A 15,064-nucleotide genomic window follows, 5' to 3' on the forward strand; every position below is an offset into this window, starting at 1 on the left:
AAGAATAATAGAATATTTATGAAATATTAATTTTTACAAATACATTGAAAAATAATAACCGAATTAACAAAAACACCTCATAAAATTCAAAATTTAACCTATAACGGTTTCGCAAATGAGAATATAGCACATAAATAGGAAAATAGAGTTGTGTAAAAAAATCTATATCCGAAGTAATTTAGCATCAGAAAATCGAACTAGAAATTTAAAACGAAAGCATTATGAAAAAGATATTAAAATTAAGTTTAGTGTGTGCAGTACTTTTATCAGGAATGAGCACTTATGCAATTGATGGAAATGATAACGGAAATGCAGATTTCAACCTTCACGTATTAAAGGCTAACGGAAAGCTAATTACGTTTGCTTTAAATCAGGTTCAAAAAGCAAACCTTAGTATATATGATAAAAACGGAAGTTTAATATATTCTGAAAATGCTACAGGTAAAGAAGGAATTTTAAGAACTTTTAGTTTAGAAGAATTTCCAGCAGGAGTTTACTTCTTAGAAGTAGAAGACAGCGTTAAAAAAGTAAGACACGAAATTACAATTACAGATGATGCATCAGTATTATCAACAAAAGCAGTTTCGTCAACATATAAAGCAAATTCTACTGCGCAAAATTCAGGCGTAGCAGTTCGCTAAAAAGTTTATACTCTCATAAAGTATAAAAATGAGGTTAGATAGTTAGTAAAGTTAAAAACGTGATTGTTTTGAAACAGCTCTTTGTGGTTATTGAGCTGTTTTTTTTGTGCTTTATTTTTTTTAACCTCAAAGGCGATTCAGTTTGAAATGAGATTTTACCGCAAAGGGCGCGAAGATTTTATTTTGCAGTACGAGTGAAAAACACAAAGTTCGCAATCCCGAAGCTTCGGGATCGCGAACTTTGTATATATATAAAATCCTTCAAAAAAACTTTGCACACTTTGCGGTAAATTTTTTTCGGTTAAACTTTTTATCGCAACATATTTTTGTAAGAAATACAGATAAATTTACATTATCTTAATTTAAGGAAAACATTAAAAAATAATAACCATATTAACAAAAACGGTAAATATAATTCAAAAATTAACCTATAACGGTTTCGTAAATGAGAATACAGCATCGAAATTGGAAAACAGAGTTGTGTAAAAACATCGATATCCGAACTAATTTAGCATCAGAGAATTAGAGCTATTAATTTAAAAAAACAAGGTCATGAAAAAGATTTTAAAATTAAGTTTAGTATGTGCAGTACTTTTTTCAGGAATGAGTACTTATGCAATTGATGGGAATGAAGATTTTAATCTTCATGTATTAAAAGCAAACGGAAAGCTAATAACATTTGCATTAAATAAAGTGCAAAAAGCTAACCTTGCTATTTATGATAAAGATGGTAATTTAATTTATTCTGAAAGCGCTTCAGGTAAAGAAGGAATTTTGAGAACTTTTAGCTTAGAAGAATTTCCGGCAGGAACTTACTTTTTAGAAGCTGAAGATAATGTTAAAAAAGTGAGACATGAAATTACTGTTAGTGATGATGCAACTGTATTATCGACAAAAGCAGTTTCATCAGCTTACAAGCCAGGTTATTCGGCTAAAAACACAAGCGTAGCAGTACGCTAAAAAATTATACTGCATACAGTATAAAGTGAGGTTAGATAGTTAGTAAAGTTTAAAACGATATAATCGTTTTTAAAACAGCTCATTGTGGTTATTGAGCTGTTTTTTTATGCCCAATTTTCACCTAAAAGTTGTAGTAAAATTATTTTTCGAAAACTATTCTTAATAAATATAAAAAGTTGATTTACAAACTATTAAAAAATATTCATGTTCATACATCCAAGAGCCCAGTATTTACGTACATAGTTCAGATAAACCGCAGAAACATCTTTAATTCAGCAATTTACATCTATAAAAAAGTGATTTTATTGCAGATAAATTAAATTTCTATTTGTAGTTTTGGGCGTTCCAAAATAATAATTAACAATTAAAAAAAACATGACAAATTTTACCAAAATGGGCTTAGTTGTTGCCGTATTTTTAACAACAATCTTTACTTATGCAATTGATGGGAAAGGTGATTATATTTTGAATATAAAAACCGGAAACGGAAAAGTAGTTAGTTTTACTTTAAACACCGTTAAAAAATCAGTTTTTTCTATTTATGATGGAAACAATAATTTAGTGTATGCAGGAGAATCTGCTACAGATGAATTAGAGATTTCAAAAACTTTAAGTTTAGAGGCATTTCCTGCCGGAACTTATATCCTGGAAGTAAAAGAAGAAGGTAAAGTTGCGAAACATGAAATTATGGTTTCTGCTAAAAAAACAAAAATTGTGAAGTTAGACGAATCAGTAAACGAAAGCCCTACATTTCGTCGTTAATCCTCACCTTTTTTGCCCAAAAAATTAAAAGCATCAGCAAAGCGCTGATGCTTTTTTTTAATTAAAATTTAAATTCTTTTTAGGTGGTGGCACATAACCCTCATTCCATTCTAATTCAATATATTTTGATGCATGTTCTTTCATATCAGGAAAATTATCCAATAAAATTGCCGAACCTTCATTCTTTACCTGTTCTTTTACCATCTTAAATGTAAGCTCAGCTCCTTGAGGATCTAGTCCCGCTAAATCAAATATTATGTCTTTTGTTTTTGAAAAAGCTACATATAATCTTATGAGCTTTCGCTGGGTTCCTCCTAATTTATTCATTTTAGTTTCCTTGGTAACATATTTATCTTCAAATAATTTTACAAGAAAAGGATTGGTGAGATCTGCGTCTTTTTTAATGTACCTGTTAACTCTTGAAGGAAAAAAAATATCTCTAAAGTTCGACTCTCTAAAATAATCAATAAATGTCATCTTTTTATTTACGATTACATTTTTATGTTCTGTATTACCACAAAAAATATCCTTTAGAAACATTTCAGTATCATAGTAATGACCTCCTCCAGATAAATACACAACAACAACTTCGCCTTCATATAAAACAAAAGGCGGTACATAAAAAGTATCTGTTTTAATTCCCTTATTTTCTAATACAATTTTCATTATAATGTTAAGATTTGGTTTTAAATATAAAATACTCTGAAAGATTTGTATTAAAATAGAAAAACATCAACCGTAGCTGATGCTTTTTTATGAATAAACTGTTTAAGAAATATCATTTCCCTGCCAGTAATTTTTCTAAATATTCGTTTTTATCTTTTTCCGCTTGCAATAAACGTTCGTACAGCTTTTTATTTTCTTCAACTGATTCCATTAATTTATCTAATGGATTGAAAGTACAATGATTTGTTCCAAAGTTAAATGCACCCGTATTATTTACAGCTTCATTAAAAGTATTGAAATAATTAATTGCAGCTTCGTCTGAAAAATTTTTAATTGCTTCAACCGTTACACCAAGTGCTCTTGCAACTTCAATCAATTTTTCTTCATCTATAGTTTCGCTGTTTTCAATAGCCGAAACCGCTTGCTGGTTAGTTCCTAAAGCTTGCGCCAAAGCTTCCTGCTTCATATCACGAAGTTCACGAATACGGCTAATTTTTCGCCCTATATGATTTGGTTTTGTAAATGTGCTCATAATTCAAAGATAATAATTAAGTGTAATAATAAGTAATATGTAAAAAACATATTTATCTCCGTACAATACGGCTAAAAATGATTTGCTACAGTAAAGATCTATTGCTTTCTTCGCTGAGTTAATCAAATATAAGATTTTACTTATAATATGTAACCGAAAAACGCAATTATAAATTAATTAATATAAACCATAGAATCATGGAAACAGCCGAAACTAAATTAGAAAATCTTAGACAATTAACTACCAAATATTGCAATACTCTAACTCCGTTGCACGATAAAACCGGAAATTATATTGCTCAAATTAAAATGCTCAATTATTATGAACTTGGTTGCACGATTACCGAAATCATAAAAATATGTATTGTAGCATTAGAACAAGATGCCCATCAACCTTCAACCACAATTAAATATTCGCCTATTAATGTGCCTCTTATTTTAGAAATGGTTTTGGAAATGTTTCCTTTAGATGAATTTGAATTGATTACGGAAATTAATGAGGTTTTGGTTGAATAATTTTCTACTTGCGCGAGAAAAAGCATTAATTCTTTGAAAAATAACCACAATATTGTCATTTCGACCAAAGGGAGAAATCACACGCGGGGAGAACGCACTGTTGTGGAGCTTCTTTATGTGATTTCTCCCTTCGGTCGAAATGACAAACTGAATGGAATTTATTCTTCTGCTGTCGCGAGCTGTGAATTTGATATTGTTAATGAATAGTTTTTATATTTAAGTCTCACTCTACAAAATAAAAAAGCTCCTGATTAGAGGAGCTTTCATTTTTATATTCTTTAAACTTAAAAACTAAGTTTAAAATTTGCTTTTTTTATCTCTTCTGGCTTACCAGAAGTAAATTTTATATTTTTTAATCTGTCAACGCTTGCTGAAAAAGTAATTTTAGCGTCAATCTTTGCCTCATTTTTATGGGCAATATCAGTGTTGTTTGATTTTTTTGTTATCATAATTATCTTCTTTTAAAGAGAAATCCGTCAAAATCCTGATTATAGTTGGTGCGTCTGTGATACATCGCTACCGACCAGCTTATAGATTCATTCGTAAATCATTTTTTTTGTGCGCAAAATACTACTTTTTTATTGAAGTATCTAACTTTTAAAAGCAATTTATTAAATGGAGATAAAGATTTATTTTATCTCTAATGTCAAATCTTCGAAATTAGTGGATATTCTTTTCCTTTTGAATTGATAACAGAAAACAATGAGGTTTTGGTTGAATAATTTTCACTTGCGCGCAAAAAAGATAAAATCCTTTGAAAATAACCACAATATTGTTATATAATATTGAGTTCTTTTAAAATGTCATTTTTAAATTTACTAAATGGTCTTTTATAGAAATCTTCTCTAGCAAATTCAACTCCAAATGCTAATCGATATAACTCTTCGGAAGAAGTTACAACGGATGATCCTAGAATATTTGAAGCTAAAATCGTTAAATAACGATCTGAATACTTAGCCTTTAGCATTAGTAAATCTTTTAATTCGCTAATGTGTGAGTTATAGACAGTTTCTAAAGCCATGTCTGTAAAAGTTTTTTCTTCTTTAGATCCTACGATAGAATTAACTTTAATTTTTAAACCACTTCTATTTTCACTTGTAAATTCAAATGTAAAATTAAAATCTTCAATAATATCATCTAAATAGGGATGGATATGAGTACTTAGTTCAAATTCTTTTCCAAGCTTAATATTTGAATTACATATTGAGCAGCTTGGAATTAAATTATAAAAGGATAATGATAGTAAAGGATTTGATTTTTTATCAAAAAAATGATCAAATTGAGGTCGTATTATTTTTTGTTTATTTACTGTAATTACTGTATTTGTATATAATCTATTACAATATGTACATGTATTCATATCTAATGCTTCTGCTAAATTGTAAGCATCATATCTATTTACACATTTACTAGTAAACCAATCATAATTAAAAACATATTTTATAGCTTTTTTAATAACAGGATAGTTTGAATAAGTTTTATTTACTTCAAGCAATACATCAGGCTTACCTATTAAAATTTTTTCCAGATTATCATTAATTAATAAATCGAAAAATTTTATCCCCACTAAATCAGTTAAATTATCAATTCTATCAAAAATAAGAGGCAACATCTTATCTAAGTATTCATCTCTAGCTAAAATAATCTTGGAACTATCATTCTGAATGTATATCATTTTTCTATTTGTTTTTTTAATTCTTCAAGATCTTTTATTTGCTTTTCAATTACATTAATTCTCAAGCTACTATTCATTTTATGATCATACATTTCTGCTAATTTTCGTTGTACGATTGGTTCATCAATTATTTGTATTATCTTTTCATAATACTCAATGTTTTGATTGTTCTTCTTATCCTCTAACCAAGATATCACTTCTTTAATTTTTTCTTTAGCAAAATCACCAGTCAATCCATCTTCTATAAAAAAACTATCTGCTAATAAATCTGTAATATTAGCCCAAAATGATTTTTGAGGTCTATTCATTTTTTGTAAAACAAAACTTGAATCTAAATTTTTATCTAAATAAATAATATTTGAATTAGGCAAATCCGAAAGTGTTAATGCATCATGTGTTGACAATATTATTTGGATAATTGGAGTCTTTCTTATTTCAATATGCTTTTTCAATTTATCATCATATCTCTTAGGGGTAATTTTAGAAAATATAATAGGAAAAGTTTTAGTAATTGCGTTTATAAATTTTTTCTTCCATAATGGATGAAAACCTAATTCTGGTTCGTCTAGTAATAAAAGATAATACTCGTAATTCGTATTATCTTGCTTAATATTTTTGCTTACATATTCAAAAATGGATGCATAAAAATCTAATATTGCCTTTTCACCAGTTGATAATTTTTTATTTGGTTTAAAATCCAAAATAGAAATAGAAATTGGAACATTAGGAAACGAATTTAATACTAATTTGTATCTCGAAATTAGCTCCTCAAAAATTCCAATTCCATTTTTTTGCAAATAAAAAAACAAGCCCTTTTCTGTGACAGAGATCTTTTGTGTAGTAAATAATTCAAATACATAATTATAGAATTTTTTTATTTCATAAAAATTATTAATATGCTTTTTCATTCGGTTTCTGACAGATTTCACATCGACTCCACCTCGTTCCCAAATATCATTATCAATTTTTATAATCATCTTTTCAAAATTATCAATATAAATACCTCCTAAATCGTATTCAATTTTTTCTGTTAAAATTTCATATTCATTTTTTAAATACATTTTTAAGAAAAAATCCATTCTTTCATTGAAATTAGTTGTTGTATTAATTTCATTAAAATTAAAACTTCCACCTAATCCTGTTTGTGGAAAAACTGCACCTAATAAGAGGTAACTTAGTATGGTTATTTCTAAATTTTTAATAAATTCATTTGAATTATGAATATAATCATAGCCTTGATCATCACGATATTTATAATCTTCTAAATCCCAAATTTTGTTAAATTGTTCTGTAAAACTTTCACTTTTTAAATAATTTTCAAATCTTTTAAAAATATCAACTACTTCACCTTTTGAAAAGTTTTCCTTTTCATAATCATCATTTTCCATCTCCATGATTAAGCCAGTTAGCTCATTTTTTAATGAATCACCCCTAAATGGATTTGCAAAATTTGCTTCCAGATATGGTTGTCTAAATTTTGACTTACGATGTTTTTTGACCCTTACTTGTATAATATCATAAAATGGAAAATCATTATAAATTTTTTTAAGTTCATCTATTATTTTATCATTCAAAATAAAAACATTTCTAATAACTGAATCTAAAAAATAATTTTCCAGATTATCATTAAAATAACTAATCAAAGATATTGGTGATAATGTATCAATTAAATCATAATCTAGCGCGGGCGAATAAAAAAGAGGTTCAAAAATTTTATTTTTTATTACTTCTTCAATAGGAGATATTTCACTTTTTACTTCTTTATTTGTTTGATTAATTACTTTTATAGCGATCTCATCTTCTAATTCAATTACATAAATTAATTTTCTACTCCCAGGATCAATATCATTATTCAGCGCCCTCAATATTGAAGTTTTACCTACACCATTTTTACCAACTAGGGCACTAACTAGGGAAATATCATTATTCCAAAAATTACATATAAAATTAGAATTTTCTAGAACACGAATAATTTTAATGGTTTTATCTTCTTCTTCAAACTCATACAAATATTTTCCCCCCAAATTTAAGGTCTGTCCCTGGTGATTATCACCAAAAACATGTGATAAAGTTCCATTGGGAATATAAATAGATACTAATTTCATATTACACTAAATTTTTTCAATTATTAGCTAATATATCGAAACATATTCCTATAAAATTGAGGAAAACCGTAAAGCTTTAAATTCTAACCATAAAAAACAAAAAACCTCCCATTTTACTGCGAGGTTTCAAATATTAAAAAAATAAAAATTCTACATATTCCTTCTATATTGCCCGCCAACTTCAAACAATGCCGAAGTAATCTGACCAAGAGAACAAACCTTTGTAGCTTCCATTAAGTGGTCGAATAAGTTTTCGTTTTTAATGGCGGCTTCTTGGAGTTTGTTGAGATGCTCGTTTACTTTTGCTTCGTGAAACTGGTGTAAATTATCCAGCATCGTGATTTGATATTGTTTTTCTTCTTCGGTGGCGCGAATTACTTCTGCCGGAATTACCGTAGGAGAACCTTTTGAACTCAGGAATGTGTTTACGCCAACAATTGGGAAATCTCCGTTGTGTTTTAGGGTTTCATAATACAAACTTTCTTCCTGGATTTTAGAACGTTGGTACATTGTTTCCATTGCGCCAAGAACTCCGCCACGTTCTGTGATTCGGTCAAATTCCTGTAAAACAGCAGATTCAACTAAATCTGTTAATTCTTCGATTATGAAAGATCCCTGAATTGGGTTTTCGTTTTTCGCTAAACCTAACTCTTTATTAATAATCAGCTGAATCGCCATTGCACGACGAACAGATTCTTCTGTTGGTGTTGTAATTGCTTCATCATATGCATTGGTGTGCAATGAATTACAGTTGTCGTAAATTGCATACAAAGCCTGCAAAGTAGTTCTGATATCATTAAAATCAATTTCCTGAGCGTGTAACGAACGTCCCGAAGTCTGAATATGATATTTCAACATTTGTGCTCTTTCGTTGGCGCCGTATTTGTTTTTCATGGCTTTTGCCCAAATCTTACGTGCCACACGACCAATAACCGAATATTCGGGATCTACTCCGTTGGAGAAGAAGAACGATAAATTAGGTCCAAAATCGTTGATGCTCATTCCGCGGCTCAAATAATATTCCACGTAAGTGAAACCATTAGAAAGCGTGAAAGCCAACTGCGTAATTGGGTTGGCTCCTGCCTCAGCAATATGATATCCTGAAATAGAAACCGAATAGAAATTACGAACATTTTTGGTAATAAAATATTCCTGAACGTCACCCATTAATCTCAAAGCAAATTCGGTTGAGAAAATACAAGTGTTTTGCGCCTGATCTTCTTTTAAAATATCGGCCTGAACTGTTCCACGAACTTGTGATAATGTTTTGGCTTTTATTTCATTATAAATTTCAAGTGGCAAAACCTCATCGCCGGTAACGCCCAAAAGCATTAAACCCAGACCATTATTTCCTTCCGGTAAATCGCCTTGGTATTTAGGACGTTCGATACCTTTTCCTGCATATATTTTGTTGATTTTAGCATCAACTTCTTTTTCTAATTCGTTTGCTTTAATGTAATATTCGCATTGCTGATCGATCGCTGCATTCATAAAAAAGCCCAACAACATTGGCGCTGGTCCGTTTATGGTCATACTTACAGATGTTAAAGCGTGAACCAAATCAAAACCTGAATACAGTTTTTTAGCATCATCTAAACAACAAATTGAAACTCCCGCATTCCCAATTTTTCCGTAAATATCAGGACGAATATCAGGATCGTTTCCGTACAAAGTCACACTGTCAAAAGCTGTCGAAAGTCGTTTTGCAGGTAATCCTGCGCTCACATAATGAAAACGTTTGTTTGTTCTTTCCGGTCCGCCTTCGCCCGCAAACATTCTTGACGGATCTTCGCCTTCACGCTTGAACGGATATAATCCTGAAGCAAACGGAAATTCACCCGGGACATTCTCCTGTAAATTCCAACGTAAAATATCGCCCCAGGCCTCGTATTTAGGCAAAGCAATTTTCGGGATTTGTATGTGTGATAAACTCTCGGTGTGAGTCGCGATCTTGATTTCTTTATCACGAACTTTAAACGTATAAACCGGATTTTTGTATTTGTTTACTTTCTCATACCAATTCAGAATAATTTCCCAATTGTACGGATCTAAATCCATTTTTACTTTATCAAACTGATTCAGTAAAAGATTTAAGAAAATACGATTTTCGGTGAGTCCTTCTCCCGAAGTTTCGGGATCGCTCAGAATGACGCTATCGTCATCAATTCCTGCTTTGTTAATTTGCGGAATTTTTCCAGAAACCGATTCTATGGTTTTGAAGATTCCGTATAGTTTCTGTGCTACTTTTTGTTGCGAAAGCGCGCTTTCGTCATAAGATCTGTTACTCTCTGCAATTTCAGATAAGTAACGCGTTCTATGTGGCGGAATCACGTAGATTTTCTCGCTCATTTCTCGCGTAATTTCAAAAGTCGAATGTAGGCTTGATTCTGTTTTTTCGACAATTTTATCCATTATCGCTTTATAAAGCGTGTTCATTCCCGGATCGTTAAACTGCGAAGCAATTGTTCCGAAAACCGGCATTTCATCAGGATTTTTATCCCATAAATTATGATTGCGCTGGTATTGTTTCTTAACGTCACGAATCGCGTCTAATGCGCCTCTTTTATCAAACTTGTTCAAAGCCACTAAATCAGCAAAATCAAGCATGTCGATTTTCTCTAACTGAGTTGCCGCTCCAAATTCCGGCGTCATCACATATAAGGACACATCAGAATGATCCATAATCTCCGTATCGGATTGACCAATTCCTGAAGTTTCCAGAATAATCAAATCGTATTTTGCCGCCTTTAAAACCTGAATCGCTTCAGCAACATATTTAGACAATGCGAGATTTGATTGACGAGTTGCCAATGAACGCATATAAACTCGTGGATTATTTATGGCATTCATTCTAATTCTGTCTCCTAAAAGTGCTCCTCCGGTTTTACGTTTCGAAGGATCGACAGAAATCAATCCGATCGTTTTTTCAGGAAAATCAATTAAAAAACGACGAACCAGTTCATCAACTAGTGATGATTTTCCTGCTCCTCCGGTTCCTGTAATTCCAAGAACCGGAATTTTAGAATCGGCATTATTAGTATGTATCTTATCGAAAACCGGTTTTGCAATTTCAGGAAAATTCTCAGCAGCCGAAATCAATCTTGCAATTGCCGTAGGAACTTTATTTTCGATATGATCAATTTCTCCATTTAGCTTATCGCCAATTGGATAATCAGATTGTGCCACTAAATCATTAATCATTCCTTGTAAACCTAAAGAACGACCATCATCAGGAGAATATATTCTGGTAATACCATATTCATGTAAATCTGCAATTTCGCTTGGAAGAATTACTCCGCCTCCACCGCCAAAAATCTTGATATGTCCCGCTCCTTTTTCCTGAAGCAAATCATACATATATTTAAAGTATTCGTTGTGACCACCTTGATATGAGGTCATTGCAATAGCATTTGCATCTTCCTGAATTGCGGTATTCACGACTTCCTCAACACTGCGATCGTGCCCCAAATGAATCACCTCAACTCCGGTTGATTGTATAATACGACGCATAATATTAATTGCCGCATCATGTCCGTCAAAAAGAGACGCTGCTGTAACAATTCTTACTTTATTTTTAGGAATGTATGGTATTTGTTGCTCCATTTTATGAATATGATAATTTTAAGGGAGCAATTTACAAAATATTTTAATATTTGTTTATCCTTGAAGCTTTATGTTAACAAAAAAAATAATAATTTTTTAATTATATAGGTAACAATACAATTACTTTTTTGATTTATCAGTATAACCATGAAGGACATGGCAATTTTGAAAAATTTAAATAAAATACAACAACTTGTATTCCAGCACCATAAAGTAATTTTACAGAGTAGAAAAGCCTCAAATTTTTACCCAAAACTTTACTCCTGAGTAGTAACGTAAAAATTTAAAAAATGAAAACATTATATCCAATTACCCTAATTTTAAGCTTGAGTTTTTTTGTATCGTCTTTTAACAGAACCGAAAACGACATTCTTACTTATAAAAAAACTGCAACTATTGCCACCGTTTACAACAATTCAGACTCTGATAATGTAGACGAACTTTCAAATGACTTCTTTAAAAGATATTCGGATTTGAAAAAATATAAATCTGATGTGATGTCACTATACAAAAACAGAACTTTGGGAACCATTTGGTTTGATGAAGACGGCATCAATGAATTTGGAATTGTATTGTATGAAAATGCCAAAAAAACAAATGATTTAATTATTCCTTATCAAAAAGAAATTGATGACCTTTTTTCTTCTTCAGAAACAAAGCTTTCTAAAACTGATGCTGATATGCTTTTAAGTTCTTTATATATTGCTTATGCTAAAAAAAGCAATTCAGATACTAAGAAAAAAGTTTCTTATGATGATATGCTGAAAGATTTTTTAAACTACAGCACTATCGAAAAAACAGCTGATGCTACTGAAGATGTTAAAGTAGAATATGATCAATATTACAAATTGCAGGACATTCTGAAAAAATATAAAAAATTAGACCGATCAAATAAATGGAAACCTATTGTTCCGGAAGAAACACCTTATAAAGATTTACGTCCGGATGCTGTTTCCAGTACTATTGCTCAGGTTAGAAATCGTTTGTATTTATTAGGAGATTTAAAAAATGATTCTAAAAGTAATGTTTATGATCGCGAATTAATGGATGCCGTAATGAAATATAAAGTTCGTAATGGTTTTAAACCTAACTATATTTTAGCACAAGAACATATTAAAGAAATGAATGTACCGCTTACTGATAAAATGGAAACACTAAAACTTAATATGGAAAGATGCCGTGATATTTCGGCTCAGATTGCGAGTAGTGATGAGTATGTTTTAGTAAACGTTCCTTCGTACGAATTAATTTATGTTAAAAACGGAAAGGTGCAATTGACTTCGAGTGTATTTGTTGGTGCGCCATTAACTAAAACAACCATTTTTAACGGTGAAATTGACAGAATCGTTTTCAGCCCTTACTGGACAGTACCGCAAAGTATTGTTAACAATGAATTAAAAAGTAAAATAGCTGCAGATAAAAATTATCTTGCCGAAAAAAACATGGAAATAGTAAATGGTCAGGTAAGACAAAAACCAGGTCCGGACAATTCTTTAGGATTGGTGAAATTTATGTTTCCAAATCCAGATGATATCTATATGCACGATACACCTGCAAAAACGTTATTTGATTTTGAAAAAAGAACTTTTAGCCATGGTTGTATAAATGTAAAAATGGCAAAAGAATTAGCCGTTGCAATGCTTCAGGATTATCCAGAATGGACTCCTGATAAAATTGATAAAGCTATGGAAGGTAAAAAAGAAAACAGTTTTAAATTAGCTAAAAAGGTTCCAATCTACATTTGCTATTTTACTTCACTGGTAAATGAAAAAGGCGAAATTGGTTTCTTTGAAGATGTTTATGAAAAAGATCATGAAACTCTTTTACCTCAGGCAGAAGTAGTAACTAATTAATAATAGATTTTAAATACTATGAGCTTCTTATTTATTCAAATCACAAAATGGTTTGAATAAATAAGAAGCTTTTTTTATGGTTGAATATCTGAATCAACAAAAATTAAAAAAAATCCTAAACTGTTAGTTTTAAAACTTTTACAGGATAAAAAACCGCTAAAACCGACTGATCTTTGCATTATAATTATACCACTATTATTCTACAAAAATCAATTTATCATGAAAACAGAAAATATCGAAGGATTAACACTTTTTGAAATTAATTTACTGATTCAACAAGGCGGAAGATTTGTAATGTTTCCAAATTTATTAACTAAAATAAAAAGTTCTACTATTTATTTTGTTCGTCCAGAAGAAAAAACATTCAAGTACGCATTAAAACATTTTTTTAATAATGTATCAAATGGTTGGCGTACATTTCCTTTAAGACCATTTCATCTCTCAAAATCTTTATTTTATTTAGCTATTGGCGGCAGCGATTATACACATAATATATTAGCTGATTTAAAACAAATAAATCCTATATACAATCCTAATTTGTATTGTTTAGATTATTTATAAATTTTAAGCAATAACACAAAATTAAGCTCTTTATTTAATTACCCTAAATTATTAATTTTAAAACTTTAAAAGGTAATGTAAGAGCACCATTATAAACACCTTTGTGAAATATTTATCCACCCTTTTTTGCCCTAAAAAGAATGTTATTTTAAATATTGTTTTGCAATTATAGATCTTATAAAAATTTATAATGAAAACAAGAACCCACAAAAAGCTTATTCCTAAATAAGCCTGTTAATTCAACAAAGGGAAAATTTATAATTTTTCCTTTGTTGTTTTTCTATCTTACGAAACTTATCAAAATTCAATTCTGTGAATTTTTCATTTGTAGGTTTTAATTTTTGCAATTAATTTACCGTAAACTGTTAGTTTAAAAACTTTTATTAGCAATCGTAATAGTTTATTAAATAAATATTTACTGATTGATTCAATTACTATTGATTCAGGCTTAATTTATTTAACTTCTAAAATTATTACTATGAAAACCATTACATTCAAACTATTTATTTTATGTCTGATTTTAGGCGCAACAGCTTGTTCTTCTAAAGATTCTGACGAAAGTGAAACTGTTTCTCCAGAAAAAAAACGATACGATTACTATGTAGATAGTGATATGCAAAAATCAATAAATCAACTAGGAATTATCGTCCATAAAGGCAACACTCCACCAAATATTGAAGGTGAATATAGAATTGATCCTTTTCGTTGCACAATGTCTAATTTCAATGACGCATTATTAGGCGTTAATCTCGGCACAGCAACTCTTAAACTTTCAAACCAAAACACAGCTAATTTAAGTGTTGATTTCAAAAATTTCACTCTTTACTCCTATAATGCTCAAAATGAAACCTGGGAAGGAAAAGGTTCCTTTATATCTGGCGAAGGCAATAAATTCTCTATCTTATTACATAGTAATGGTGAATTAGATTACGGCACTTACACGGCAAAATACCAAAACTTAATTATTTTATCCGGTGAACTTGATGTTGCCAATAATAAAATTAAGGGAATCAAAAATATACAAATGGCATCTATAATGTCTGATGATTATCAAGATCCCTACAATACTTTAATTTCAATAGGTCAAGGACGCTTATTTACGAATAATTATGCGCCTTTGATGCAATAAGCATCACTTTCAAAATCCATTTTTTTGAATTCAACAAGAATAATAGTATCTTTCTCATCTTA

The 15,064-nt window shown here is 30.3% G+C and carries 13 protein-coding genes; 7 read left to right on the forward strand and 6 right to left on the reverse strand.

Features of this window, described 5'->3' with window-relative positions:
* Nucleotides 1–221: 221 nt before the first annotated feature.
* The 3 genes from ACHZDT_RS03110 (at nt 222) to ACHZDT_RS03120 (ending at nt 2,363) form a co-directional block, all read left to right on the forward strand.
* Nucleotides 222–641, forward strand: a complete 420-nt coding sequence (locus tag ACHZDT_RS03110) for a T9SS type A sorting domain-containing protein (protein WP_394773203.1) — start codon at nt 222–224, stop codon at nt 639–641.
* A 552-nt stretch (nt 642–1,193) separates the two neighbouring features.
* A complete protein-coding gene (locus ACHZDT_RS03115; RefSeq protein WP_394773204.1) occupies nt 1,194–1,601 on the forward strand; it encodes a secretion protein in 408 nt (135 codons plus the stop codon).
* A 375-nt stretch (nt 1,602–1,976) separates the two neighbouring features.
* Nucleotides 1,977–2,363, forward strand: coding sequence for a secretion protein (locus ACHZDT_RS03120; RefSeq protein ID WP_394773205.1), 387 nt, complete (start codon nt 1,977–1,979; stop codon nt 2,361–2,363).
* A gap of 57 nt (nt 2,364–2,420) precedes the next feature.
* Here the strand turns inward: ACHZDT_RS03120 and ACHZDT_RS03125 are convergent, their stop codons facing one another.
* Together ACHZDT_RS03125 and ACHZDT_RS03130 are read right to left on the reverse strand one after the other, a co-directional pair.
* Nucleotides 2,421–3,029 carry a hypothetical protein gene (locus tag ACHZDT_RS03125; RefSeq protein ID WP_394773206.1) on the reverse strand — a complete coding sequence of 203 codons (609 nt, stop codon included), beginning with the start codon at nt 3,027–3,029 and terminating at the stop codon, nt 2,421–2,423.
* A gap of 112 nt (nt 3,030–3,141) precedes the next feature.
* Nucleotides 3,142–3,561: a helix-turn-helix domain-containing protein gene (locus tag ACHZDT_RS03130; protein ID WP_394773207.1), complete on the reverse strand. Its 420-nt coding sequence runs from the start codon at nt 3,559–3,561 to the stop codon at nt 3,142–3,144.
* A gap of 197 nt (nt 3,562–3,758) precedes the next feature.
* On the opposite strand from ACHZDT_RS03130, the gene ACHZDT_RS03135 reads away from it, so the two are divergent.
* Nucleotides 3,759–4,076: a hypothetical protein gene (locus tag ACHZDT_RS03135; RefSeq protein WP_394773208.1), complete on the forward strand. Its 318-nt coding sequence runs from the start codon at nt 3,759–3,761 to the stop codon at nt 4,074–4,076.
* Between the two features lie 284 nt (nt 4,077–4,360).
* Here ACHZDT_RS03135 and ACHZDT_RS03140 read toward each other — a convergent pair whose 3' ends face one another.
* The 4 genes from ACHZDT_RS03140 to ACHZDT_RS03155 all read right to left on the reverse strand — a co-directional run bounded on the left by ACHZDT_RS03140 (nt 4,361) and on the right by ACHZDT_RS03155 (nt 11,459).
* Nucleotides 4,361–4,525 (reverse strand): hypothetical protein, encoded by a 165-nt coding sequence (locus tag ACHZDT_RS03140; RefSeq protein ID WP_394773209.1) that lies wholly within the window; start codon nt 4,523–4,525, stop codon nt 4,361–4,363.
* A gap of 326 nt (nt 4,526–4,851) precedes the next feature.
* Nucleotides 4,852–5,751, reverse strand: coding sequence for a hypothetical protein (locus tag ACHZDT_RS03145; RefSeq protein WP_394773210.1), 900 nt, complete (start codon nt 5,749–5,751; stop codon nt 4,852–4,854).
* Nucleotides 5,748–7,856: an AAA family ATPase gene (locus ACHZDT_RS03150; RefSeq protein ID WP_394773211.1), complete on the reverse strand. Its 2,109-nt coding sequence runs from the start codon at nt 7,854–7,856 to the stop codon at nt 5,748–5,750. Before ACHZDT_RS03150 ends, ACHZDT_RS03145 begins: the two co-directional genes overlap by 4 nt.
* 150 nt (nt 7,857–8,006) lie before the next feature.
* The gene (locus ACHZDT_RS03155) at nt 8,007–11,459 is read right to left on the reverse strand and encodes a methylmalonyl-CoA mutase family protein (RefSeq protein WP_394773212.1); all 3,453 of its coding nucleotides are present in this window, start codon (nt 11,457–11,459) and stop codon (nt 8,007–8,009) included.
* A gap of 290 nt (nt 11,460–11,749) precedes the next feature.
* Here ACHZDT_RS03155 and ACHZDT_RS03160 point away from each other — a divergent pair, with 290 nt between their 5' ends.
* The 3 genes from ACHZDT_RS03160 to ACHZDT_RS03170 all read left to right on the forward strand — a co-directional run bounded on the left by ACHZDT_RS03160 (nt 11,750) and on the right by ACHZDT_RS03170 (nt 15,002).
* The gene (locus ACHZDT_RS03160) at nt 11,750–13,312 is read left to right on the forward strand and encodes a L,D-transpeptidase family protein (protein ID WP_394773213.1); all 1,563 of its coding nucleotides are present in this window, start codon (nt 11,750–11,752) and stop codon (nt 13,310–13,312) included.
* 219 nt (nt 13,313–13,531) lie between these two features.
* Nucleotides 13,532–13,873 (forward strand): hypothetical protein, encoded by a 342-nt coding sequence (locus ACHZDT_RS03165; protein WP_394773214.1) that lies wholly within the window; start codon nt 13,532–13,534, stop codon nt 13,871–13,873.
* Between the two features lie 478 nt (nt 13,874–14,351).
* The gene (locus ACHZDT_RS03170) at nt 14,352–15,002 is read left to right on the forward strand and encodes a hypothetical protein (RefSeq protein WP_394773215.1); all 651 of its coding nucleotides are present in this window, start codon (nt 14,352–14,354) and stop codon (nt 15,000–15,002) included.
* The last annotated feature ends 62 nt before the right edge of the window (nt 15,003–15,064 follow it).

This window comes from Flavobacterium sp. (assembly GCF_043722275.1).
Classification (GTDB): domain Bacteria; phylum Bacteroidota; class Bacteroidia; order Flavobacteriales; family Flavobacteriaceae; genus Flavobacterium.

Bases quoted from the DNA above. Each gene is read 5' to 3' on its own strand.
- ACHZDT_RS03145 (WP_394773210.1), bottom strand. From the start codon at position 5,751: ATGATATACATTCAGAATGATAGTTCCAAGATTATTTTAGCTAGAGAT.
- ACHZDT_RS03110 (WP_394773203.1), top strand. From the start codon at position 222: ATGAAAAAGATATTAAAATTAAGTTTAGTGTGTGCAGTACTTTTATCA.
- ACHZDT_RS03170 (WP_394773215.1), top strand. From the start codon at position 14,352: ATGAAAACCATTACATTCAAACTATTTATTTTATGTCTGATTTTAGGC.
- ACHZDT_RS03125 (WP_394773206.1), bottom strand. From the start codon at position 3,029: ATGAAAATTGTATTAGAAAATAAGGGAATTAAAACAGATACTTTTTAT.
- ACHZDT_RS03135 (WP_394773208.1), top strand. From the start codon at position 3,759: ATGGAAACAGCCGAAACTAAATTAGAAAATCTTAGACAATTAACTACC.
- ACHZDT_RS03160 (WP_394773213.1), top strand. From the start codon at position 11,750: ATGAAAACATTATATCCAATTACCCTAATTTTAAGCTTGAGTTTTTTT.
- ACHZDT_RS03165 (WP_394773214.1), top strand. From the start codon at position 13,532: ATGAAAACAGAAAATATCGAAGGATTAACACTTTTTGAAATTAATTTA.
- ACHZDT_RS03150 (WP_394773211.1), bottom strand. From the start codon at position 7,856: ATGAAATTAGTATCTATTTATATTCCCAATGGAACTTTATCACATGTT.
- ACHZDT_RS03115 (WP_394773204.1), top strand. From the start codon at position 1,194: ATGAAAAAGATTTTAAAATTAAGTTTAGTATGTGCAGTACTTTTTTCA.
- ACHZDT_RS03140 (WP_394773209.1), bottom strand. From the start codon at position 4,525: ATGATAACAAAAAAATCAAACAACACTGATATTGCCCATAAAAATGAG.
- ACHZDT_RS03120 (WP_394773205.1), top strand. From the start codon at position 1,977: ATGACAAATTTTACCAAAATGGGCTTAGTTGTTGCCGTATTTTTAACA.
- ACHZDT_RS03130 (WP_394773207.1), bottom strand. From the start codon at position 3,561: ATGAGCACATTTACAAAACCAAATCATATAGGGCGAAAAATTAGCCGT.
- ACHZDT_RS03155 (WP_394773212.1), bottom strand. From the start codon at position 11,459: ATGGAGCAACAAATACCATACATTCCTAAAAATAAAGTAAGAATTGTT.